Origin of the sequence: Carnobacterium funditum DSM 5970, from assembly GCF_000744185.1 — a bacterium.
Taxonomy (GTDB): Bacteria; Bacillota; Bacilli; order Lactobacillales; family Carnobacteriaceae; genus Carnobacterium_A; species Carnobacterium_A funditum.
Genome location: NZ_JQLL01000001.1, coordinates 1 through 25,055 on the forward strand (window position 1 = coordinate 1; position 25,055 = coordinate 25,055).

General features: G+C 35.4%; 21 protein-coding genes and 2 riboswitches. Of the genes, 16 read left to right on the forward strand and 5 right to left on the reverse strand.

Annotated elements, in window-relative coordinates:
* Positions 1-742 (reverse strand): aminoacetone oxidase family FAD-binding enzyme (locus tag BR44_RS00005; protein ID WP_034549481.1); only part of this gene is annotated, 742 nt, incomplete at its 3' end.
* A 175-nt stretch (positions 743-917) separates the two neighbouring features.
* Here BR44_RS00005 and BR44_RS00010 point away from each other — a divergent pair.
* From BR44_RS00010 to BR44_RS11200, 5 genes are all read left to right on the forward strand, one after another.
* The gene (locus BR44_RS00010; RefSeq protein WP_034549484.1) at positions 918-1,775 is read left to right on the forward strand and encodes a GRP family sugar transporter; all 858 of its coding nucleotides are present in this window, start codon (positions 918-920) and stop codon (positions 1,773-1,775) included.
* Between the two features lie 19 nt (positions 1,776-1,794).
* The gene (locus BR44_RS00015) at positions 1,795-3,171 is read left to right on the forward strand and encodes an amino acid permease (protein ID WP_034549486.1); all 1,377 of its coding nucleotides are present in this window, start codon (positions 1,795-1,797) and stop codon (positions 3,169-3,171) included.
* 1,437 nt (positions 3,172-4,608) lie between these two features.
* Entirely contained in the window at positions 4,609-5,310 is a 702-nt protein-coding gene (locus tag BR44_RS00020) for an ABC transporter ATP-binding protein (RefSeq protein ID WP_034549489.1), read from the forward strand.
* Positions 5,311-5,322: 12 nt separating this feature from the next.
* Positions 5,323-9,123: an ABC transporter permease gene (locus BR44_RS00025; RefSeq protein ID WP_034549492.1), complete on the forward strand. Its 3,801-nt coding sequence runs from the start codon at positions 5,323-5,325 to the stop codon at positions 9,121-9,123.
* Between the two features lie 368 nt (positions 9,124-9,491).
* Positions 9,492-10,924 (forward strand): IS3 family transposase gene (locus BR44_RS11200; RefSeq protein ID WP_425393555.1). Its coding sequence is split into 2 segments (ribosomal slippage): positions 9,492-9,966 and positions 9,966-10,924, totalling 1,434 coding nucleotides; the frame shifts between segments, so codons are not numbered across the junction.
* 180 nt (positions 10,925-11,104) lie between these two features.
* Here the strand turns inward: BR44_RS11200 and BR44_RS11750 are convergent.
* The 3 genes from BR44_RS11750 to BR44_RS00045 form a co-directional block, all read right to left on the reverse strand.
* Positions 11,105-11,347, reverse strand: a complete 243-nt coding sequence (locus BR44_RS11750; RefSeq protein ID WP_245592897.1) for an aromatic acid exporter family protein — start codon at positions 11,345-11,347, stop codon at positions 11,105-11,107.
* On the reverse strand, positions 11,317-11,604 hold the full coding sequence (locus BR44_RS11755; protein WP_245592898.1) for an aromatic acid exporter family protein: 288 nt from the start codon (positions 11,602-11,604) through the stop codon (positions 11,317-11,319). The genes BR44_RS11750 and BR44_RS11755 overlap by 31 nt, the downstream gene beginning before the upstream one ends.
* 177 nt (positions 11,605-11,781) lie before the next feature.
* Positions 11,782-12,279 (reverse strand): FUSC family protein, encoded by a 498-nt coding sequence (locus tag BR44_RS00045; RefSeq protein WP_034549502.1) that lies wholly within the window; start codon positions 12,277-12,279, stop codon positions 11,782-11,784.
* A 168-nt stretch (positions 12,280-12,447) separates the two neighbouring features.
* On the opposite strand from BR44_RS00045, the gene BR44_RS00050 reads away from it, so the two are divergent.
* From BR44_RS00050 to BR44_RS00085, 8 genes are all read left to right on the forward strand, one after another.
* Complete coding sequence (locus BR44_RS00050; RefSeq protein ID WP_034549505.1) at positions 12,448-13,617, forward strand: GerMN domain-containing protein; 1,170 nt, start codon at positions 12,448-12,450, stop codon at positions 13,615-13,617.
* Positions 13,618-13,846: 229 nt separating this feature from the next.
* Positions 13,847-14,995, forward strand: a complete 1,149-nt coding sequence (locus BR44_RS00055; RefSeq protein WP_034549508.1) for an ABC transporter substrate-binding protein — start codon at positions 13,847-13,849, stop codon at positions 14,993-14,995.
* Between the two features lie 76 nt (positions 14,996-15,071).
* Positions 15,072-15,950 carry a branched-chain amino acid ABC transporter permease gene (locus BR44_RS00060; protein WP_034549512.1) on the forward strand — a complete coding sequence of 293 codons (879 nt, stop codon included), beginning with the start codon at positions 15,072-15,074 and terminating at the stop codon, positions 15,948-15,950.
* A 9-nt stretch (positions 15,951-15,959) separates the two neighbouring features.
* Positions 15,960-16,934, forward strand: coding sequence for a branched-chain amino acid ABC transporter permease (locus BR44_RS00065; protein ID WP_034552721.1), 975 nt, complete (start codon positions 15,960-15,962; stop codon positions 16,932-16,934).
* Positions 16,931-17,704 (forward strand): ABC transporter ATP-binding protein, encoded by a 774-nt coding sequence (locus BR44_RS00070; protein WP_034549515.1) that lies wholly within the window; start codon positions 16,931-16,933, stop codon positions 17,702-17,704. Before BR44_RS00065 ends, BR44_RS00070 begins: the two co-directional genes overlap by 4 nt.
* Before the next feature lie 2 nt (positions 17,705-17,706).
* Entirely contained in the window at positions 17,707-18,411 is a 705-nt protein-coding gene (locus tag BR44_RS00075) for an ABC transporter ATP-binding protein (protein WP_034549518.1), read from the forward strand.
* Positions 18,412-18,416: 5 nt separating this feature from the next.
* Positions 18,417-19,067, forward strand: coding sequence for a CBS and ACT domain-containing protein (locus BR44_RS00080; RefSeq protein WP_034549522.1), 651 nt, complete (start codon positions 18,417-18,419; stop codon positions 19,065-19,067).
* Positions 19,068-19,248: 181 nt separating this feature from the next.
* The gene (locus BR44_RS00085) at positions 19,249-20,226 is read left to right on the forward strand and encodes a DUF1002 domain-containing protein (protein ID WP_034549523.1); all 978 of its coding nucleotides are present in this window, start codon (positions 19,249-19,251) and stop codon (positions 20,224-20,226) included.
* Between the two features lie 150 nt (positions 20,227-20,376).
* On the opposite strand, the gene BR44_RS00090 is transcribed toward BR44_RS00085, so the two are convergent.
* Positions 20,377-21,045, reverse strand: coding sequence for a helix-turn-helix transcriptional regulator (locus BR44_RS00090; protein WP_034549524.1), 669 nt, complete (start codon positions 21,043-21,045; stop codon positions 20,377-20,379).
* 346 nt (positions 21,046-21,391) lie between these two features.
* Between BR44_RS00090 and BR44_RS00095 the strand changes: the two genes are divergently transcribed.
* The 3 genes from BR44_RS00095 to BR44_RS00105 all read left to right on the forward strand — a co-directional run bounded on the left by BR44_RS00095 (position 21,392) and on the right by BR44_RS00105 (position 24,415).
* On the forward strand, positions 21,392-22,483 hold the full coding sequence (locus BR44_RS00095) for a PTS sugar transporter subunit IIC (protein WP_034549525.1): 1,092 nt from the start codon (positions 21,392-21,394) through the stop codon (positions 22,481-22,483).
* Between the two features lie 80 nt (positions 22,484-22,563).
* On the forward strand, positions 22,564-23,922 hold the full coding sequence (locus BR44_RS00100) for a D-serine ammonia-lyase (protein WP_034549526.1): 1,359 nt from the start codon (positions 22,564-22,566) through the stop codon (positions 23,920-23,922).
* Positions 23,923-24,031: 109 nt separating this feature from the next.
* Positions 24,032-24,415: a RidA family protein gene (locus BR44_RS00105; protein WP_034549527.1), complete on the forward strand. Its 384-nt coding sequence runs from the start codon at positions 24,032-24,034 to the stop codon at positions 24,413-24,415.
* Between the two features lie 193 nt (positions 24,416-24,608).
* Positions 24,609-24,723, forward strand: a riboswitch (FMN riboswitch).
* A gap of 151 nt (positions 24,724-24,874) precedes the next feature.
* Positions 24,875-24,989, forward strand: a riboswitch (FMN riboswitch).
* Positions 24,990-25,055: the final 66 nt, after the last annotated feature.

Genomic DNA, 25,055 nt, shown 5'->3' on the forward strand with positions numbered 1-25,055 from the left:
GTCCGGAAATACCAAAGTGAGTGAAAATCATATCCATTTGATGGCTGATGACTTTTTTTCCTTTTTTATTCATCACACTTAAAGTCACATCTCGCAGAGAAAGTCCTTGTAAGGTTTTATCTTCAATAAAAGGTTCATCTGATAAGACAGGGACTTCTGTTGGGTAAAGAGGTTTGATACTGTGACCAGCTTTCTTAGCCCACTTGTACCCATCACCTGTTGAACCAGTTCTAGGCATAGCTCGTCCACCAGTTGAAAGAATGATTTTTTTAGCAGATAATTCACGGTTGTCTTTAAGAATCAATCCCGTTACTTTTTTATCCTCAAACAAGATAGTTTCAACTGGTGCATCTGTATAAATAGCAATAGACAATCTATCCATTATGACAATCAAAGCTTCTAAAACCGTTCGAGACTTATCAGTAGTGGGAAACATTCGACCATGATCTTCTTCTTTTAGTTTAACGCCATTTGAGCGAAAGAAGTCTATAATATCGTAATTATCGTATTGATGAAAAGCGCTGTAAAGGAAACGACCATTTCCAGGGATGTGTGCAACAATTTCTTCTTTATCACGGTTATTGGTGACGTTGCACCGACCTCCGCCAGTAACAAGCAACTTACGACCAAGGGTTTTATTTTTTTCGACGACGGCAACTTTAGCACCATTTTCGGCCGCTGAAATAGCTGCCATCATACCACTCGTGCCACCGCCAACTACGATTACATCGTAATCTGTCATGACTATTCCTCTTTTCTATTGGACAAATTGATTTGTTTAGCTTAGCACATTTTGACAATCAATTCCATGTATCTAGTAAAAAAAAGTAGTGAAAGCATTTATATGTTGTAGAATACCGTGTATCCTTGTTATGATAGAGCAGTTGAAAGAAAAAAGAATAGAAAAGAGGATTATCATGGAGGTCTTAATTGCGCTAATTCCAGCTTTTGCTTGGGGCAGCATTGGGTTAGTAAGTGGGAAGTTAGGCGGAACGGCACAGCAGCAAACTTTAGGAATGACAATTGGATCCTTCGTCTTTGCAATAGGTGCTTATATAGTATATCAACCTGCTTTTGAAGTGCAAATTATGATTGTTGGATTAATATCAGGTTTATTTTGGACACTTGGTCAAAATAAACAATTTAAATCAATGAAATTGATGGGTGTATCGAATACATTGCCAGTTTCTACTGGGCTGCAACTGATGGCAAATACCTTAGCAGGAGTCTTATTGTTTCGCGAATGGACAAGTAGTCGAGACCTTTTTTTAGGAGTCCTTGCATTGGCATTGTTGATTATAGGCGTTCGACTTACGACAATAACAGATCAAAAAGATTCAGGTAATGAAGCCATTTCAGTAAAAAAAGCTTGGATGAAAACTTTAGCCTTATCCACACTAGGGTACGCTACGTATACGATTATTATTAATGCTTCAGGAGTAGATGCCTTAGCGGTTATTTTGCCACAATCGATAGGGATGGTAATAGGTGCCTTGCTATTTTCTAGAAAAGAAAAAATTTGGAATCACTACACTGCACGAAACATTCTTACAGGTCTTATCTGGGGTGTTGGAAATATCTTTATGCTCATTTCTATGAAAGCAATCGGATTAGCTGTTAGTTTTTCTCTGTCACAAATGGGCATCATTATTTCTACATTAGGTGGAATATGGTTTCTTGGAGAAACTAAATCAAAACGCGAATTTAAATACATCATTTTAGGTTGTTTATTAGTCATCAGTGGTGGAATTGTTTTAGGTTATTTGAAATCATAAAAGACAGGTAGGTTGAAGAATGAAGCTTTTTCGTAAAAAACCATTGAATACAGCATCACTTGCAAAGTCATTATTAAGAAAAGAATTGAAAACATTTGATTTAATTTTATTAGGATTAGGAGCAATTGTTGGAACAGGAATATTTGTAATCACAGGTACAGCAGCTGCAAATACAGCAGGTCCAGCCTTGATTATTTCGTTTGTCATTGCAGCATTTTCGTGTACATTATCAGCTTTATGTTATGCGGAATTTGCTTCCAGGGTACCAATTGGTGGTGGAGCTTATGGGTATATTTATACAATATTTGGCGAAATAGTTGGTTGGTTAGTCGGTTGGCTACTCATTTGTGAATACCTATTAGCCAATGCATCGGTTGCTTCTGGCTGGTCAGGATATGTTCATGGATTTTTAGAAGGCTTAGGTATCAATTTCCCACAAGCTTTACGAGCATCTTATAACCAAGCTAACGGAACTTACGTTGATATTATTGCTATAGTTATTACATTACTGGTGACCTACTTAGTAGCACAAGGAGCAAAAAAAGCTTTGCAATTAAATAATGTGATGGTCATTGTAAAGTTTAGTTTAATTGCCTTATTCATTTTAATTGGGATGTTTTACGTAAAGCCAGTTAACTGGATACCGTTTATGCCATTCGGATTAAAAGGTGTGACTTCAGGTGCAGCAATTGTCTTTTTTGCCTTTTTAGGGTTTGATGCAGTCAGTACAGCCGCTGAAGAAGTGAAGAATCCACAAAAAGATGTACCAAGAGGAATAATTGGGTCACTCGGCATTGCCACTATTTTATATATTGGAGTGACACTTGTGTTAACTGGCTTAGTCCCTTATACGCAATTAAATGTGAAAGATCCAGTAGCCTTTGCAATGAGATTTATTGGACAAGACTTAATTGCCGGTATGATTTCAGTAGGAGCTATTTTAACATTGTTAACGGTTTTAATATCTATGACATATGGGCTAGCACGCTTAATTTATGTTATTAGTCGAGATGGTTTGTTGCCTATTAGCCTTAGTCATGTAAATGAAAAAACTAAAACACCCTATAAAGCAACGATAGTAGTAGGGGTTTTTTCAGCAATACTAGCAGGGATCATTCCTTTAGAGCAGTTAGCAGCAGTAACCAATATTGTTACTTTAATGGTGTTTGTTATTATAGCAGCAGGTATTCTGAAATTAAGAAAAGAATATGGACAACCAAAACCAGGAGAATTCAAAGTTCCATGGGTTCCATTCTTCCCAATCTTATCCATCGTAGTCTGTGTGTATCTGATGACTCAATTATCCCTATCCGTTTGGCTTATGTTTATCATCTGGGTCACATTAGGACTAGCAATCTATTTCTTATACGGCCACAAACACAGCAAGCTCAATTAAACCAAGATGCGAAGCGCTCTGTTTAGGTATGAAAGAAAAATAGAAAATGGCAAAGAGGATGCTTTTTATCCTCACAGCCAGTTATCTTTTTTCCGAATACCTAGAGCGCACAGCTCAATTAAACCAAGATGCGAAGCGCTCTGTTTAGGTATGAAAGAAAAATAGGAAATGGCAAAGAGGATGCCTTTTATCCTCACAGCCAGTTATCTTTTTTCCGAATACCTAGAGCGCACAGCTCAATTAAACCAAGATGCGAAGCGCTCTGTTTAGGTATGAAAGAAAAATAGAAAATGGCAAAGAGGATGCTTTTTATCCTCACAGCCAGTTATCTTTTTTCCGAATACCTAGAGCGCACAGCTCAATTAAACCAAGATGCTGAGAACAACGTTTAGTTTCGATAAGAAAATAGGAATCAGTCAAAGAGGATGCTTTTTATCCTATTGACTGGTTATCTTTTTCTCGAGAAACGGTTGTTCAAAGCTCAATTAAACCAAGATGCGAAGCGCTCTGTTCAGGTATGAAAGAAAAATAGGAAATGGCAAAGAGGATGCTTTTTATCCTCACAGCCAGTTATCTTTTTTCCGAATACCTAGAGCGCACAGCTCAATTAAACCAAGATGCTGAGAACAACGTTTAGTTTCGATAAGAAAATAGGAATCAGTCAAATAGGATGCCTTTTATCCTATAGACTGGTTATCTTTTTCTCGAGAAACGGTTGTTCAAAGCTCAATTAAACCAAGATGCGAAGCGCTCTGTTTAGGTATGAAAGAAAAATAGGAAATGGCAAAGAGGATGCCTTTTATCCTCACAGCCAGTTATCTTTTTTCCGAATACCTAGAGCGCACAGCTCAATTAAACCAAGATGCGAAGCGCTCTGTTTAGGTAGGAAAGAAAAATAGAAAATGGCAAAGAGGATGCTTTTTATCCTCACAGCCAGTTATCTTTTTTCCGAATACCTAGAGCGCACAGCTCAATTAAACCAAGATGCGAAGATCAACGATTGGTTTCGATAAGAAAAACGAGTGATTCAGATATTCTGCCTATTTTATTTTTTAATCAGCTCCTGAATTAGGTGTAGCTTTTCTTGCAAGCTGCTAAATGTCTATTGTGACGATACTTTTAACAAAATTTATTAGAATCGCCTTAATGGCAGCGTTAACACTAATTTCGTGAATTCATCAGTTGGTGAGACAGTGAAGAGCTTGTAAAGTAGTCTTTCATAATGGACAAGTTCGAGATGAAAAATAAATAACTCGTCGAATATACAAATGAATACTAAATAGGAGAATTTATCGGTTTTGATAAAAAAATAATTAAGAAATAATAAAGAAATAGCGAAGCCAGTTAGAAAAGTCACAATAGTGATTTTTCTAACTGGTTTTATGCTATAATTGCCTTCATTACAAAAATGAACAATAGAAATGTAGGGATGTAGAGATGGCTTTTGTAGAAATTATTGAAGAATATAAACGTTATAAAATGGGAGATACAGTTATATCTGCCAATGATGGTATTTCTTTTGAAATTAAACAAGGTGAATTTGCTGTTATTGTTGGTCCTAGTGGAGCCGGAAAATCAACCGTATTGAATATTTTAGGCGGCATGGATCAAGCCGATGAAGGACAAGTTAAAGTAGACGGAGTAGATATCGCTCAGTTTAATAAAAAACAGCTAACGAAATACAGACGTGATGATGTAGGTTTTGTTTTTCAATTTTATAATCTAGTTCCTAATTTAACAGCCAAAGAAAATGTTGAATTAGCAGCAGAAATATCAAAAAATGCATTAGATGCTGAAGAGGTTTTGCGTGAAGTTGGATTAGGTGCGCGTTTAGATAATTTTCCGGCACAATTATCGGGAGGCGAACAACAGCGGGTTGCCATTGCTCGCGCGCTAGCAAAGCAACCCAAATTATTGCTTTGTGATGAACCAACAGGCGCCTTAGACTATGAAACGGGTAAACAAATTTTGAAATTACTACAAGATACCTGTGTTGATACAGGGACGACCGTTATTGTTATTACACATAATCAAGCTATAGCACCAATGGCAGATCGAATAATTGAAATTAATAATGCTAAAGTACGTAAAACAACATTGAACCCTCACCCTACAGCTGTAGCAGATATCGAATGGTAGGGGGGAGATAATATGAAAAAGAAAGCATTATGGAAAGATATTTTTAAGGAGATATGGCAATCCAAAGCTCGTTTCCTTTCTATATTCGCGATTATCACTTTAGGAGTCGCTTTTTTTGCTGGAATTAAAGCGACCGGCCCTGACATGATTGATACAGCAGATCATTACTATCGGGATAAAAACTTGATGGATCTCAAAGTAGTGTCTACTTATGGTTTGGAAGATTACGATATAAAGCAGCTTAAATCAGTGAAAAATGCTAATGTGCGCGGTGCGTACAGTCAAGATGTCATTCTAGAAGACAGTGGATTAGTTACAAAAGTTTTTAGTTATCCTGAAAATGGTGCCGAAGAATCAAATCAGTACGCCATAGTATCAGGAAGATTGCCTAGTAAATCAGGCGAAATTGCTTTGGATGCAACAGGAGAATACACTTCAAATTATTCTGTTGGAGATCAAATTGAGTTGTCAACAGATGATAAAGAAAATCCATTATCTAAAAAATTAACGACTACAAGTTATGAAGTAGTAGGATTTGTAAACAATCCACAATACATTGAAAATTTTACTAGAGGAAACAGCACAGTAGGAAAAGGGTCGTTAGATGGATTTGCAGTTATACCAGAGAAAAATTTTGATCTGGATGTTTATACAGAAGCTTACTTAACTTTTTCAGATACAAAATCACTACAAGCTTATTCAGAAGAATATGAAGACAAAGTTGATGAGTACCAATCTGAAATTGAAAATATGACAAAAGAATTACCACAAAATCGACTAGAGAGTATTCAAAAAGAAGCACAAGTTGAAATAGATAAAGGCCAAAAAGAAGTCGATGTAGCAAAAGAAAAATTAGCAGATGGACAAATAAAATTAGACGAAGCTCAAACAGAATTAAAACAAGGTTTTGCAGATTACGAAGAAGGTCTTGAAAATTTCAAAAAAGAAATCAGCGACGCACAAGCTGAGATCAATAAAAATAGTGAAAAAATTGAAGATGCCAAAAAAGAATTAGCTGATCAAAAAGAAAATCTAGCAGCTGGGCAAGCTGAATTAAATAAGGCTAAACAATCATTCAATGAGCAAAGGAAATCAGCAGAAGCCGAACTAGCTACTGGTGAAAAAGAATTAGCTACTAATCAACAAAAACTAGATGAAGGTTTTAAAGCAGTTAATCAAGCTAAAGCAGAAATCGAAACTGGCAAGCAAGCTATTCAAGAGGCACAAACAACAATAAATGCTAAATTGAATGAAATCGATCAAAGCGAAAAACAAATGTCAAATCAAAAGCAACAACTTGAACAAGATCAAAAAGAGCTGGACCAAGCCAAACTAGAAATTGAAAATGGGAATGCATTGGTTGGTTACTTTGAAGAATTAATTCAAAAATCAGTCGATTCTATTACAGAGAATGAACAAACTGAGGCGCTTATAAGAGCTCAAGAAGCAGATAAGATGTTTGGGACTGCGTTACAACAACAACTGACAGATTTATTTACTGGTAACGCTGGTTCAGCAGAAGTAATAAAAGCATCATTAGCCAAGCTTACGGGCTCGATTACTGAAAGTGGAAAAGCTTTAATAGCCAAACAAGCAGAGATTAATCAAGGTAAGGCAACAATAGAAGCAACTGAGAATGAGTTAGCCAAAGGCAAAGAGACCATTAAACAAAGTCAAGCTGAACTGAATGAACAAAGTAAAGCCGTTCAAGCCGGCGAACCTGAGGTAAAGAGTAAATTAGCTGAATTAGAGGCCGCTCAAGTTCAACTAAATCAAGCCAAAGAAACTTTTGAACAACAAAAAGCAAGTGCCAGAGAAAATTTAGCTGCTGGTGAAAATGAAATTGCTGAAAATCAACAAAAAATTAATGCAGGTGAACAAGCGATTCAAGAAGCAGAAACAGAATTAGTCGAAGGTGAAAACCAAGTAGCTCAAGGTCGAGAAACATTAAAAACAGAGCAAGCTAAAGGGGAAGCTGAATTAGCAGAAGCAAAAGAAACATTGGATAAAGGCCAAGTTGATTATGACAAGGCAGCAAAAGAATTTGAAATGAAAAAGAAAGATGCTATAGAAAAAATTGCAGATGGTGAAGCAGATTTAGTTGATGCAAAACAAAAATTAGCTGATCTTGCAAGACCAGAATATTTTGTCTTTGATCGTACGGTTAATCCAGGCTACAAAGAATACAGCGATAATGCTGAACGAATATCTGCTATTGCGCAGGTGTTCCCAGTATTTTTCTTCTTGATTGCCGCATTAGTTTCTCTTACAACGATGACAAGAATGGTAGATGAACAACGATTACAAATTGGAACATTAAAAGCTTTAGGGTATAGCAATTGGGATATCTCTAAAAAATTCCTCGTCTATGCGTCACTTGCTAGTGTAATTGGGACAATTATTGGCTTATTAATAGGTTATCAAGTATTTCCAGGTGTTATTTTTAATGCATATGGTTCATTGTATAATTTACCTGATATTCGAATTACTTACTATATCAGTTATGGCTTAATTTCGTTCTTAATTGCCATTCTTTGTACGGTAGCTTCGGCCTATGCAGCTACGAGAGTGGCTTTACAAAGTAATGCGGCTACTTTAATGCGACCAAAAGCGCCGAAAATAGGGAAACGCATTTTGTTAGAACGAATTCCATTCATATGGAACCGGATGGGCTTCATTCAAAAAGTTACAGCTCGTAACTTATTCCGCTATAAACAACGGATGTTGATGACTGTTTTAGGAGTAGCTGGCTGTACAGCATTGATTTTAACTGGCTTCGGCTTATCTGATTCTATTGCGGACATTTCAAGTTTACAATACGGGAAAGTGATGCAATATGATGCAATTGTTGCTTTTAATGTAGATGCAACTAAAGGAGAACAAGAAGAATACCAGGAATTAATCAATTCGCAAACCAAAATTACTAATAATATGGACGTATTACAAGAGGCTTATACTGTTTCGGAAAAAGACGTGAATACTCAAGATGTAACTGTTTTTGTTCCAGAAAATACGGAACAATTATCAGAATATATTGTACTAAATGATCGAAAATCAGGGGAGGTTTATTCGCTACCTGATGAAGGAGTAATCATTACCGAGAAGTTAGCAAAATTATTTGATTTAAAAACAGGTGATACGATAACCTTGAAAGATGAAAATAATAAAAATGTTGATACGAAAGTCAAAAAAATTGCAGAAAACTATGCTGGGCATTACGTATTCATGACAAAAGAATACTATAAAGACCTATTTGAAAAAAGGCCAGCATATAATACACAATTGTTAACTTACCAAGAAGATAAATCTTTTGAAGATAAACTAGGTAGCGATCTAACAGCTCAACCAAATGTTGCAGCGGTTAGTTTTGTACGACAAGTTAGCGGTGCAGTAGATGACACAATGGCTAGTCTAGCAATCGTTACGTTGGTATTAATTATATCAGCAGGGTTATTAGCGTTTATAGTATTATACAATCTAACAAATATAAATGTCTCAGAACGAATTAGAGAACTATCAACGATAAAAGTTTTAGGATTTTTTGATAAAGAAGTAACAGCCTATATTTATCGAGAAAACATTATTTTGACAGTCATGGGAATAGCCGTAGGATCCTTGCTAGGAGCACTTCTACACGGATTCGTCTTAACGACTGCGGAAATAGATATGTTAATGTTTAGCCCCGATATCCAACTACTAAGTTTTGTTTATTCAGGCTTATTGACATTACTATTCTCAGGAATCGTCATGTACGCCATGCATATCAAATTAAAAAATATAGATATGATAGAAGCCCTAAAATCAGTAGATTAAACCAAGATGCGAAGCGCTCTGTTCAGGTATGAAAGAAAAATAGGAAATGGCAAAGAGGATGCTTTTTATCCTCACAGCCAGTTATCTTTTTTCCGAATACCTAGAGCGCACAGCTCAATTAAACCAAGATGCTGAGAACAACGTTTAGTTTCGATAAGAAAATAGGAACCAGTCAAATAGGATGCATTTTATCCTATTGACTGGTTATCTTTTTCTCGAGAAACGGTTGTTCAAAGCTCAATTAAACCAAGATGCGAAGCGCTCTGTTTAGGTATGAAAGAAAAATAGGAAAATAAAAAACTGGACCTCAGAATGTACCGACCCCTAGAAGTTAGACCTAAAAAATCTAACTTTTGGGGGTTTTTCATATGGCAAAATATACATTTGAACTTAAACTAGAAATCATTCAAGCCTATTTACGTGGTGAAGGGGGATATGGAACACTAGCGACTAGGTTTGGGGTTTTACACGCATACCAGGTTCGTATGTGGGTTAATAGTTATAAACAGTTTGGCGAAGAAGGACTTATGAGAAAAAGGAAAAATAATTCTTATTCTATTCAATTCAAAACAAATGCGGTAGAATTATATTTAACTACAGAGATGTCCTACTTTGAATTAGCGAATTTCCTTGAAATCACTAATCCTTCTATTCTTACACGTTGGGTAAAGGAATATCGTCATTATGGTATTCAAAGGCTCTCTAAACAACAAGGGAGGCCACCGAAGGTGTCTGATAAAAAAGATAAAGTCATTATCTCTGAAAAGCTGCCTAATAAAGTAGAAACAACCCGAATCCAAGAACTTGAAAGACAAAACCGCGCTTTACAAATTGAGATTGCTTGTTTAAAAGAATTGAGGAGGTTGCGTCGCGAGGAAACTCGACTAGAAATGAAGTTATCTCAAGAATCATCCACAACCTCCGAAGAGACTTCCAATTAAAAGAAATTCTTGAGGTTCTTAAATTTCCAAAATCAACTTACATGTATTGGCAAAAGAGATTCAATCGGCCTAATAAGGATGAAGAAGATGAAAAATTATTACTTCAAATTCGTAAAGATCATAAGGATTATGGGTATCGTCGTGCACAAAAAGAGATGGAAAAGCGAGGACGCAAAGTAAATAAAAAGAAAGTTCAACGATTAATTAAAAAGCTAAAAATCCAAGTACACTCTTATACTCGTAAATCACGTAAGTATAGTTCGTATAAGGGGACTGTTGGTCGCATAGCGAAAAATAATATCCACCGCCGGTTCTATACTAATGTAGTTCATCAAAAAATCACAACGGATACGACTGAATTCAAATACTTTGAGACGGATAAAAACGGTGTTATCCGTCAGGGAAAGCTCTATTTAGACCCTTTCTTAGATATGTATAATAGTGAGATCATCTCTTATCGTATTTCAAAAAGACCTACTGCATTAGCAATAATGGGGGCTCTTGAAGAGGCTATCGAAGCTACAAGTAACTGCCATTATAGACGTACCTTTCATTCTGATCAAGGTTGGGCCTATCAAATGAAAAGCTACTCCTATAAATTAAAAGAACACAAAATTTTTCAAAGTATGTCCCGTAAGGGAAACTGTCTAGATAATTCACCAATCGAGAATTTTTTTGGAATACTCAAACAAGAAATTTATTATGGCGAAGTTTACCGCAGCTTTAATGAATTAAAACAAGCAATAGAAAGTTATATCGAGTATTACAATAACGAACGGATGAAGAGTAAATTAAACTGGATGAGCCCTATTCAATTTAGAGAACAACAAACTGTACTCCTTAATGATTACTCTGCTTGAGTGTCTCTAAGGTCACAGCTAATCTCTAAACAATAAAAAAGCAGTCTTTGTTTAAACCATTTTTAGAAATAATTATAGTGTAAAGGTAAAAGAGCACAAAAAAAGGAGTAGAATTAACTACTCCGTTAAAAGTCTAACTATTTGGGGTCACTACAGAAGAGGAAATCCAGTTTTTTTATCTTATTCAATTGAACTTGTAGAAAAAATACGAAACTTCTTAAGTTTCTGAATGAGATAAGCAGAAAACACAATATTCACTAGAATAGCGATAACACTACCGATCAAAGCATCAAGAACTCGATTAAGACCATAGATATATGTGGCATTTATAGGAATAGTAAAATAAGTAATCATATAAGCAGCGGTTCCACCAATTATCCCAGCATGATAATCTAACTTATCACAGATAATGATAACAAGCATTTGTCCAACAGAAACGCCAATGACTTCGAGAAGAAATGAATGACCTGTAGCTGTTGGAATAAAACTAAAGCAGTTGCAAGTAATGCTCCAACTGAATTTCCAAAAATACGTGTTTTCCCAAAATTAAAACTAGTTCTCCAATCTTCTCTTAAAGAAAAAACAGCTGCCAAGGCAGCTAATGCTGGAGTTCCTCTGTTTGTATAGTGAAAGAAAATCATACAAAGAGCTACTGCAATTCCTGTTTTAATCGTACGCATACCTACCCGATAATGACTTTTCAAAAATAATCACTCGCTTTTCATTTAACCTTTTTGAGAAGTAAGGTCTGATAATTCCTATCATACAGAGATTTACTACCAAAACACAAGAACTTTTAGGCGGGAAAGATGGAGATTTGGTTAGATGTTACCGGAAATAGAACTCGAGCTAAAAAGTTAAGAGTGTATTTTATTTTTCGAGCGGTACGGAATGAGCCAATTAACAAGAACAGCAATAAAGGCGCCGATAAATGTATCAAAAATACGCTGAATCGTGTACAAAAGCGCATCATCAACAGGTATCGTATAATAAATGATTAAAAAAGCAGCTGTACCACCAATAATTCCCGTATTATTTTTAAGTAAATCGCAAATTACAATAATCAAAATAATAGCTAGCGGTACACCAATCACTTCAATCAAAAAATGGGCGCCAAATATATTTTGAATGAGTACAACTAATGTTGCGGTTAACGCACCAATAGAGTTACCTAAAATACGGTTTTTGCTAAACTTGAAACTCATTCTCCAATTTTCCCTCAAAGAAAAAATGGCTGCTAGACTAGCTATCATAGGTGCTCCACGATTAGTATAATGAAATAATAGTATACAAATAGCTACAGCGATAGAAGTTTTAAAAGTGCGCATACCAATTGTATAACCTCCAATAGTCATCAGATAACCTCCTTATTTAGTGGATGAATCTATGTATATAATTTACTATTCTATCATAAATTAAAAGTTTGAAAAGTAAAAATTAGAAATTCCGAATAGATAACGCTTACACGGAGTGGTACAATAAGGTATCTAGAAGAAATAATAAAAAAGAGAGTAGGGAAAATAATGAAGAAAATACCTATCTTATTTAGTCTATTATTATTAGGACTTATTTTATCTTCTTGTCGTTTTTTTAATGAAGATACTCCACCTGTTAATGAATCCGTATCTAGCCAAAAGGAAATGAATAGTCGTTCCAAAAAATCAACGAGTTCAAACGAAATGAGCAGCTCTTCAAATGATGAAAGGTCTGCTAGTTCAGATACAGCAAAAGAAACAACGACTGAAAATCAAGTAGCCGATTATTTTCCTGAAACGGCTAATAAACAATACGTATACGTAGGTGAGGGCAACGAGTATGCTAGCTATAATGTCTTTACAGATTATGAAGCAAACAATCGTAAGCAAACAAGAACGAACAATGGTGGCACAGAAGTAGTGAAGGTATTAGCTCTAGAAGAAAATCAATTAATCGTTCTTTTAAATCAAGGAGAAATTTATACTAGAGAAAACTGCCTTGAACGACAAACGACTAATGAAAATGAAGAAATAGAAATTTTAATAAAAAAACCTATCAAAGCTGGAACTAGTTGGGAAACAATTGGAGAACGTACTCGGAGCATTACTGCTATAAACGTTTCTGTTACTACCCCAGTTGGAACGTTTGAGACAATAGAAGTGACAACTGAAGGGACTGAAGATAAAGAAATGGCGTACTATGCGCCTAATATTGGGTTAGTGAAAAGTGTGTTTGCATCAGAAGGTTACAACGTAACTTCAACATTAAGTGAAATAAAGGATGCTTCTTTGGTCCAAATCATCCGTTTTTATTACCCTGAATCTGACGGAGAAACGATGTCTTTCGTTGATAAAAAAGTAACCTTTAAAACAAATGATGTCACAAGGAAAAAAATAGAAGAAGCATACAAAGAAGTTCCAAACGATAAGGTTGGAAATGTTCTTTCAAAAAATGCTAAGATTTTAAGTTTGTATTTAAATAAAGACGGGCATGTATATGTGGATGTTTCAAAAGAACTGACCTCTGAAATGAATGCGGGCTCAGCTTTTGAAACCTTGATCATTCAAAGTCTCGTAAATACAATTGGCGGTTATTATTATACAAATGAAGTTTACCTGACTGTGGAAGGCAAACCTTATAGTACAGGACATATCCAAATGAAAAAAGGTGAACCATTTATAGTAGATACTAAAAGTAGCCATGATTTACAAAAATAAAATAATAGTAGAGACAGAATAGCTGTAATGTAGTAGCTATTCTGTCTTTTTATTTAATAATAAACAATGTAAATAATAAATAAGAAAAAAAGTAATTAACAGTTGCTTAAATTGTCAGAATATTCTATACTATTAATCACTAGCCTTTCTTATTAAATTCTAATGATAATGTTATCTAATTATAATATTTTGTAAGAAGAAGCTAAAAAACCATATGGGAGGAAACTAAATGAAAAAATTAATTGTCGGCCTTACAGCATTGGCATTATTCACCACAGCATGTGGTACACAAGCAAACTCGAAGGATGCAGATGCAATTAAAATCGGTGGGAATTTTGAATTAACCGGCCCTGTTTCTGCATATGGGACAGCAGAATCAAAAGGAGTCAAACTAGCAATTAAAGAAATTAATGAGGCTGGTGGCGTTTTAGATAAGCAATTAACGTACGTTGAATTAGATAATAAATCTGACACAACAGAATCAGCCAGTGTAGCCACAAAATTAGCAACGCAAGAAAATGTTTCTATTATTGTAGGACCTGCAACAAGTGGAGCAACAAAATCAGCAACTCCGTCAATCACAAGAGCGAAAGTTGCAATGATCACTCCTTCTGGAACAGATGATGGCTTAACATTAGATAGCAAAGGAAAAGTTCAACCGTATGTTTTTCGGACTGGATTTCAAGATTCTTTTCAAGGAGTAGCATTAGCTGAATTTGCAGAGACAAGTTTAGATTCTGAAAAAGCAGTTATCATTGGTGATAGTTCAAGTGATTATGCGATTGGATTAACAAAATCTTTTAAAAAATCTTATACAGGTGAAATTGTCGCTGACGAAAACTTCACAGCTGATGATACAGATTTTAATGCCATCCTGACTCGGATTAAAGACAAAGAGTTCGATGTTATTTATATGCCAGCCTATTATGAACAAGCAGGTCTAATCATCAAGCAAGCACGTGAAATGGGAATTGAACAACCTGTTTTAGGAGCCGATGGTTTTAGTAACCAAGCCTTGCTTGACTTAGCTGGCGAAGAAAATGTTTCAGACGTTTATTACTCAGCCCACTTTTCTTTAAATAATCAAGAAAAGAAAATTCAAGATTTTATCAAAGCTTATAAAGAAGAATACAAGACTGAACCAGATGCTTTCTCTGCCTTGGGATACGATTCTGTCTACTTAGCAAAACAAGGAATTGAAGAAGCAGATAGTGCAGACCCTCAAGACGTTGCTAAGGCACTTGAAAAAGTAACTGACTTCAAAGGAATTACAGGTAATTTCTCTATTGATGAAAATCATAATCCAGTAAAATCCGTTTTTGTTATTGAATTACAAGATGGAAAAGAAATTGGTGGAGCGGAAGTAAAACCTAAATAAATAGAATAACCCAAAAAAAGGTGCAGGCTGAATGTAGCTTTGCATCTTTCTTAATTTAGTAGAAAAGAGGAGCCATATGGAAAATTTTATTCAGCAACTAATCAATGGGCTTTCACTGGGCAGCATTTATGCTTTAATTGCTCTTGGTTATACTATGGTGTACGGCATCATCAAATTAATTAACTTTGCTCATGGTGAAATTTATATGGTTGGTGCTTTTGTCGGGTATACCACAATCAATACGTTTCAGTTAGGTTTAATACCATCGCTCATTATTTCTATGGTCTTTTGTGCGTTATTAGGAGCGCTTATTGAGCGTGTAGCTTACAAGCCATTGAGGAAAGCCACTCGTGTAGCTGCTTTAATTACAGCAATCGGTGTTTCGTTTTTATTGCAAAATAGTATGATTTACATTGTTGGGCCTCAAGTTCGAGCGTTCCCACAAGTGATTATAAAAAAAGTGTATCAATTTGGAACCATTCAAATAAACCAATCACAAATTACTATTTTTCTAACAACGATTATCTTGATGCTGGCATTACAGTTTATTGTTAAGCAAACTAAAATGGGTAAAGCCATGAGAGCAGTTAGTACGGATGCTGATGCTGCAAGATTGATGGGAATAAATGTCGATAATGTTATTTCCTTTACGTTCATCTTAGGTTCTTCATTAGCTGGAGCGGCAGGTGTGTTAGTTGGGATGTATTACAATTCAATTGATCCTTTGATGGGTGTTGCACCTGGCTTAAAAGCATTTATTGCAGCCGTTCTAGGTGGAATTGGGATTATCCCAGGTGCCTTGATTGGAGGATTCGCCATTGGCATTATTGAAACGTTGATAAGCGGTTATGGCAGTTCATTAGTTAAAGATGCGGTCGTTTATCTTATTTTGATCATTATTTTAATTGTTAAACCGTCTGGCTTACTAGGTAAAAATACAAAAGAGAAAGTGTAGGTGTTAAAAATGAAGCAATGGAATAAAACCAATCTTGGCTGGCTCATTTTTATCGCAGTTGCCTTTCTTGCCATTCAACTTCTTGTTTTTGCGGGTATAATAGATGCTTTTTATGAAATCACGTTAATGACAATCTTAATCAATATTATTTTAGCTGTTGGATTAAATTTAATTATAGGGTTTTCTGGTCAATTTTCTTTAGGACATGCTGGATTTATGGCTATTGGCGCTTATTGTACAGCCATCATGACCATTAAAATCCCAACGTTACTAGGCTTATTTTTAGGGATTATACTTGGCGCTATAATTGCAGGAGTCGTTGCATTGATTGTTGGAATTCCAACTCTTCGTTTAAAAGGCGATTATTTAGCCATAGCTACATTAGGGGTTGCTGAAATTATTAGAATCGTTATTTTAAATATGGGAAGTTTAACGAATGGAGCAGCCGGTTTAAGCGATATTCCTTATTTGACGACTTGGCAGTTAGCCTTTATTTTTGTTGTGCTAACGTTGATAATTGTTGTTAATTACATTAAGAGTAGTGCTGGAAGAGCAACGATTGCGATTCGTGAAGATGAGATTGCCGCTGAAGCTATGGGAGTGAATACAACTAAATATAAAACCATTGCCTTTGTAATCGGTGCAGCTACAGCAGCAGTAGCTGGTGGACTACATGCTACTTACTTTAGTGTTATTCGTCCAGCGGACTTTACATTTATGAAATCAATTGATATTTTAATTATTGTGGTTTTCGGTGGATTAGGAAGTATAACAGGAAGTGTCATAGCAGCGATTGTCTTAGGTATCATTAATGTTTTCTTACAACCGTTTGGACAATTACGGATGATTCTTTACTCGCTTGCCTTAATCGCCATCATGATTTTCAAACCGTCAGGATTATTTGGAACGAAGGAATTTACGATTTCAAGATTAATGAAAAAAAAGAAGAAAACCACTCCTAATAAAAAGGAGGAAATAAAATGAGTTTATTAGAAGTAACAAAATTGACAAAGAACTTTGGTGGGCTAGCAGCCGTGTCTATGGTAACTATGGAACTCCAATCCAATGAATTGGTTGGTTTGATTGGACCAAACGGAGCCGGTAAAACGACTTTATTTAACTTATTAACAGGAGTATACGAACCAACAGAAGGCAGGATAGATTTAAAAACAGAGGGAAAAAAGCAGTCGTTAATTGGAAAGAAAACCTATAAAATTACGGATATGGGTTTAGGCAGAACCTTTCAAAATATTCGCTTATTCAAAGATCTAACGGTCTTAGACAACGTATTGATTGCTATGCATGCTAAAAATAAAGTTGGAACACTGGCTGGGTTATTCCGAACCCCTCGATTTTACGCCTCTGAGGAAAGAATGAAAAACGAAGCCATCGAATTACTTAAAATTTTTAATTTAGAAAATAAAATAACGGAGTTAGCAAAAAACTTGCCTTATGGAGAACAAAGACGATTAGAAATTGTCCGCGCACTAGCAACTAAACCTAAAATTTTATTTTTAGATGAGCCAGCAGCGGGAATGAATCCGCAAGAAACAGCTGATTTAACGGATTTAATTCGTCAGATTCAAAGAGACTTCAAAATAACTGTTTTACTGATTGAACATGACATGTCATTGGTAATGAATGTTTGTGAACGAATTTATGTATTGGAATATGGCCGGATGATTGCTCATGGAACGCCAGCTGAAATCAAAAATAATAAAGCCGTTATTAAGGCTTATTTAGGTGGTGATTAGTCATGTTAGTAGTAAAAGATTTAACCGTTCATTACGGTGTCATAAAAGCAACTAAAGAGGTAAACTTTAAAGTGAATGAAGGCGAGATTGTATCGTTAATAGGCGCAAACGGGGCTGGTAAATCAACGATTTTAAAAGCGATATCTGGGTTACATCGGCCAACAGCAGGAGAGATCATCTACCAAGGAAAACCGATTCAAAAAGAATCAACTAAAAAAATTGTTGAGTTAGGTATTTCTCAAGTACCCGAAGGTCGCCATATTTTTGGTGGCATGACAGTACTAGAGAATCTAGAAATGGGTGCTTTTTTACGTAAAGATAAAGTAGGTATTCAAAAAGACTTGAAAATGGTTTTCGAGAGATTTCCAATTTTAGAAGAACGTAAAAAACAAGATACCGCTACATTATCCGGTGGAGAACAACAAATGGTGGCAATGGGGCGGGCTTTAATGTCTCGACCTAAATTATTACTATTGGATGAGCCTTCGATGGGGCTAGCGCCTATTTTTATCAAAGAAATATTTAATATTATCAAAATGATCAATGACCAAGGAACAACTGTGTTACTAATTGAACAAAATGCTAAAGTAGCATTAGAAATTGCACAACAAGGCTATGTATTAGAGACTGGAAGAGTTGTGCAAAGTGGAACGGGAAAAGAATTATTGGCTAGTGATGATGTCCAAAAAGCCTATTTGGGAGGATAAATACAATGAATGTAAAAAATTATATGACGTCAACTGTTGTCACCGTATCTGAAGACTTGAAAGTCCTAGAAGCTCTTGATATCATGAAAGAGCATGACTTTCATCGTTTACCAGTCATTCGAAACGAGAAAATGGTCGGGTTGATTACAGAAGAGATTATCCAAGAAAATTCGCCATCGACCGCAACGAGCTTAAGCATCCATGAAATGAACTATTTGTTGACTAAGACAACAGTTGGAGATATTATGCGTAAACAAGTTATTACGATTAAAGCAGAAGATTTATTAGAAACAGCAGCAGCTCTTATGTTAGAAAATAATGTAGGTGTGCTGCCAGTTGTTGAAAACAAGGATAACGTTATTGGTATTATCACAGACAAAGATTTATTTAGAGCATTTATTGATGTCATGGGTTACAATAACAAGGGCAGTCGAATCGTCATTGATATCGCAAAAGACCATTCTGGTATTTTAGAAGATATTACGACTATCCTTGCTGAAGATCAAGTTAGTATCAATCAAATTGCGGTTTACCGTCAAAACGAAAATACTCAAGTTGTTATCCAAATGGATAGCGCAAATACCGATGAAATCAAAGAAATTTTAGCAACTGAAGGATATACGGTTAGTTCTGCAACATTTAAAGAAGGAAAATAAAATAAAGACTATAAAAAAACCCGTAGAATGGGGCTAGGACTTTTATCTCAGCCCCTTTCTACGGGTTTTTTAGGGTTTCTCACTTACATTTCAGACTTAAGTAGGAGACAAAAGGAAACGATATAGTGTAAAATGAAACGAATAAAGAGATTAAAACAATGAAGTGGAGGTTGGGATGAACATGAATAAATTTAAAAAAATTAGTATAACACTAATTGCATCAGTCAGTCTTTTAGGAGCAATAGTTTCTGTAGCCCCTGCAATCACTCAGGCTGCAACAGGCGATATTGATACGACCGTGACAGACGAAAAATGGGGAAAACCGACTTTTGTATATGGCGGAGGCCTATCTGATAACCAAATTAAAGAAACTGAAAAATTACTAGGCATTGATAATCCTGAAAATGTAGCAAGTGTGGCGGTTACCGGCTCTGATTTAGTTAATTATCTAAAAGAAGGATCAGGCAATACAGCTAATATGATTTCATCTGTCTTAGTCCAAAAAGAAGACTCAGGCAAAGGTGTCAAAGTAACGATTGAAACACCAGAAAACATCACACAGATTACGCAAGACCAGTATGCTAACGCCGCTATAACAGCAGGTGTAAATGATGCTGAAATTGTTGTAGCGAGTGTCCGGAAAGTCACAGGAGAGAGTGCACTAACAGGCATTTACAAAGCTTTTGATGTTAATGGAGAAGATCTTGACCAGAATCGCATGGAAGTTGCTCAAAATGAATTAGAAACAACAAATGAAATTGCACAAGAAAATGCTGATAAATCTGGTTTTGATTCTGCAAAATTCGACCAAGCGATTATCGAAATAAAACAAGAATTAGCAGATTTAAAAGAAAAACAAGGTGAATTAGCAACGAAAGAAGATATTGAACGTATCATAAACGATGCTTTAAAAAATAACCAATTAGAGAATGTGGTAACACAAGATCAAATCAATCAATTGATGGCATTGTTTGAAAAATACCAACAGACAAGCGCTATTGATTCGGCACAAGTAAAAGAGCAATTGCTAAAACTATCAGATTCAGTTCAATCTAAATTTGGTGATGCTCTTCAAGAAGCTAAAGACAGCGGAATGCTAGAGAAAGTTGGGAATTTCTTTAGTCAAATTTGGGATGCAATCGTTGGTTTGTTTAATTAATTTCAACACAGCGCTAATGGTAGGGGAAATCAAAATTAAAAAATAGTGAAATAAGCAAACAGAAAAACCTCTGTTGAAATGGATGTCCATTTCAATAGAGGTTTTTTCGTCTGAAACAGGCTAGCTTATTAATAACCTTGAAATAGAAAACTAGTTTGCTTCTTTTTTACGCATGACCGTTTGTAAGTATCGGTAGACGCTTGCTTCTGAGATATTCAAAGTAGCAGCGACTTCAACAACAGCACCCTTGATTTGAAAAACACCTTTTTCCTCTAAAATTTCGATAATCTCAATTTTTTGATTTTGAGATAATTTAATATCTGGACTTAATAATTTAGAGTCAATGACGGTTAAAATGATATCTCGAACAGAATTTGAAAAATTTTCAATATAGGGGGTTGTATGACTAGCGGTTAGATCATTCAAAGGCAAGATGATTTGAGCAAGGCTTAAGATATCTTTAGCGATGTATTTGTATTGATCAACATCAAAGTTAATACACAATAAACCAGTCAGTTTTCCAGCTGGATCTTTAATAAATAAAGTTGAAGAGCGGAATTCTCTTCCATTAGACATAGTACCTTTATACCCAGTAATGAAATCTTTTTCTAAGTAAACCTTATCTTCAATCAAATTTAACGCAAAGTCAGTTAATGGAGCATTTAAACTCCTACCGCTTAATTCTCCGTTAGCGATAGCTCCGATATAAGAATCTTTTTCAGAAGTAAGAACGTGTAAAATAACTTCATATGTAGGACCCAAAAGTTCACCGAAGTAATAGACGATTTTTTTATACTGTTCCATAATCTCTTTTTCCAATTGGCAGCGAACTCCTTCTATAGTAAAATGTATCGAAATAAATAATGAAGTAAAAGATAACTTAATTAGATTTTAAGCCAAGATAGAAGAAAACACAACTGGTATTTTAATAATAGTTTAGATTAATAATAAATTATCATTAAAACCATTGACAAGGACAAAATAATAAGATAAAGTGTAATTATGATAATAAATTATTATTTATGTTATAAAAAATTATAAATATGATTTGAAAAAGGAGTCGATTTTAGAAGAGAATTATTTTTTAAATGAAATTGTAATCGCTTACTGGCAATGAGGATGTTGTTAAATTAAGAATGAATTAAATAATATACTGGAGGATAATATGGACATTTTATTTGGAACATTATTATTACTATTGGTTTTAGTATTCTTCACTTTATTCAATTACAAAGCTCCTCAAGGATCTAAAGCTATGGGAGCATTAGCCAGTGCTGCTTGTGCTAGTTTTTTGGTTGAAGCTTTTCACTTAGCTTTTTTCGGAAATATATTGAATATTGAATTTCTAAAAGAGGTTGGAGGAGCAAATGGAAGTCTTGGAGGAGTAGCCGCAGCTATTTTAGTGCCTTTGGCATTAGGAGTTTCGCCTGTGTATGCGGTACTTGTCGGTCTTTCTTTATCAGGATTTGGAATTTTACCAGGATTTATTGCAGGATACTTAATTTCATTTATTATTATATACATGGAGAAAAAAATACCCGGTGGATTAGACTTAATTGTTATCATTGTTGTTGCAGCACCACTTGCTCGTTTAATAGGATCACTAACGTCGCCAGTGGTAGATGCAACATTGATGCAAATTGGAGAAATACTAACTGCTACAGCTAATACAAGTCCGATTATGATGGGAATTATTTTAGGAGGGATTATGACGGTAGTTGCCACAGCTCCACTAAGCTCAATGGCTTTAACAGCGATGTTAGGATTAACAGGGGTTCCAATGGCTATTGGTGCACTAGCCGTTTTTGGTTCATCCTTTCTAAATTATGTGTTATTTAGTAAAATGAAATTTGGAAGCAAAAAAGATACTATTTCAGTAGCGATAGAGCCTTTAACGCAAGCAGATATCATTTCAGCAAATCCGATACCAGTTTATGCTACAAATTTTATCGGTGGAGCAGCAAGTGGTATAATTGTATCGATAATGGGATTAGTTAATAACACCCCAGGAACAGCAACGCCCATAGCCGGCTTTGCAGTTATGTTCGCTTATAATCCTGCAGGGAAAGTATTAATCGCAGCTTTAGCTTGTATGATTGTTAGTACAATTAGTGGTTTTATAGGTGCGCATATCTTTAGAAACTTCAAAATTAAAACAGCCGATCAAATTAGATCTGGGAATATTAATGCAAAAGAACCAGTTTTAGAAACCGTTAAAGAAATTAAAAAATCAGTTGCTATTAAAGCAGATTATTAAGAAAGAGGAAGCAAATAGTTACTCGTTAAGATAGGAATGCCTATTAAAAAAATCAGCTAATAGAAGAGGAGTTTTTATTAATGAGAACCAGCTTAGTAATGGAGGAAACGAACATGAATTTAGAAGGGACACCTTTATTTAAAGATATTAAAGCAGCAAAAGAAGTATTTTGGATTAATCCTAATAAAGAGGTATTTGAAAAAGCAGCAGAAAAGTCTAGTATTTCAAAAATGGATATTGCAGATGCAGATGCTCGATTAACTCGATTTGCCTCTTATTTAAAAATAGTTTTTCCAGATACAGCTCCAACTGACGGAATTATAGAATCACCTATTACAGAAATACCTCATATGAAAGCTTATCTTGAAGAAGAATGTAAAGGAACGATTGAAGGAAAAGTATGGTTGAAACGGGATGATTTACTACCAATTGCTGGAACAGTAAAAGCACGCGGAGCCATCTATGAGGTCTTAAAGCATGCAGAAGATTTAGCGTTGGAACAGGGTTTATTGACTTCGATAGAGGAAGATTATGCTGTTTTTGCAAGTGATAAATTCAAAACATTCTTTTCTAACTACAAAATAACTGTTGGAACGACAGGCAATTTGGGTATTAGTGTTGGAACAGTTGGAGCAAAATTAGGTTTTGAAGTAATTGTCCATATGTCAGTTGAAGCAAAACAATGGAAAAAGAACTTTTTAAGAAGTCGAGGAGTGGTCGTGATTGAACACGAATCTGATTTTACGAAAGCGGTAACTGAAGGGCGTCAGCAATCTGATTTAGATCCAACTAGTTATTTTGTTGATGACGAACATTCTCGTGAGTTATTCTTAGGGTATACAGTAGCTGGGAGTAGATTGAAGAAACAATTAAGCGAAAAAAATATTTTAGTAGATGCAGACCATCCGTTATTTGTGTACTTGCCTTGTGGCATTGGTGGATCTCCAGGTGGCGTTACATTTGGTTTGAAACAGATTTATGGGGATAACGTTCATTGTTTCTTTGCTGAACCAACACATGTTCCTTCGATGCTCGTTGGCTTAATTACTGGTAAATACAATGAAATATCCGTTAAAGATATTGGTTTAGATGGGTTAACAGTTGCTGATGGTTTAGCTGTTCCACGTACATCAGGTTTTGTTGCTAAAGTATTAGAAAATTTCTTCAGTGGATCATATACGATAGATGATAACGAAACATATAAATTACTGACTGCTTTAATTGATCAAGAGGAGATCTATTTAGAGCCAGCTGCAATTGCTGGTTTACCCGGATCCATCCGTTTGTTGCAGTCACAAGCGGGGCAAGAATATTTGAAAGTCAACAACTTAGTCGATAAGATGACAAATGCGACACATATTTCATGGGCAACAGGTGGAAGTATGGTTCCTAAAGAGGATATGGATATTTTCTATAAAAAAGGCAAAAAAGCAGAATAATACATTAGAAAAAATGGAATGAGTTGTTATGAATCAATAGACTCATTTTTAAGATGGAATTTAAAAAACTTTCTCTTATTAGAGTAAAGAATTCATAGGAGGAATGAACATGTTAGAGACGATTCATACAAACAATGCACCAGAACCGATTGGCCCATATTCACAGGTTATTAAAGCTGGAGACTTTATTTTCCCAGCGGGTCAACTAGGAGTAGACCCAACAACAGGTAAGCTAATTGGAGATAATATCAAAGAACAAACAGAACAAGCAATAAAGAATCTTTCCGCTGTTTTGGAAACTGCGGGTTCGTCTTTACAACAGGTCGTCAAGACAACTTGTTATTTATCTACAATGGAACATTTCCAGGCATTTAATGAAGCTTATGGCGAACAATTCGGTGGACATAAGCCAGCTCGGACTTGTTTTGCAGTACAAGAACTTCCGTTAAAAGGGTTATGCGAAATTGAAGTAGTTGCTGTTTTAAAGAAGTAAAGTAAGAAGAGTAGTTTGGTTAGATGGGCAATACACATGATGGCCTAAATTAGTCTTAGCAATAGGATAGAGCTGCTTAATACTAAAAAATAAAGTTGACAGTCTATTTATCTTAATCGCAATAGAAAGGTAAGTTTACAAAATAGATTGACATCTACAGTATTTCGGTATAATCTAAACAGTATAAAAATAAAATAGTCTTCAGGGCAGGGTGCAAGTCCCTACCGGTGGTAAAGCCCACGAGCCGTAAGGCAGATTCGGTTAGATTCCGAAGCCGACAGTTATAGTCTGGATGAGAGAAGACAAAGTGATTGCAAAAAAACTACGATAACTTTAATCTTATTTAGGGTGAATAGAAATCATGAGTTTATAAAGCAATGTTAGAATAGTCTTATTTGACTGTAAGTAAAGCCCTGGATGTAAAATCTAGGGCTTTTTTGTGTACTGTTTTAAAAATAGAATAGTCTTCAGGGCAGGGCGTAAATCCCTACCGGTGGTAAAGCCCACGAGCCGCAAGGCAGATTCGGTTAGATTCCGAAGCCGACAGTTATAGTCTGGATGAGAGAAGACAGCGTTTAAAGAGTTCAAAAGCAACCGAATACATAGTATGCGGTCTTATTTGCTGATCTCTGTATTCGAA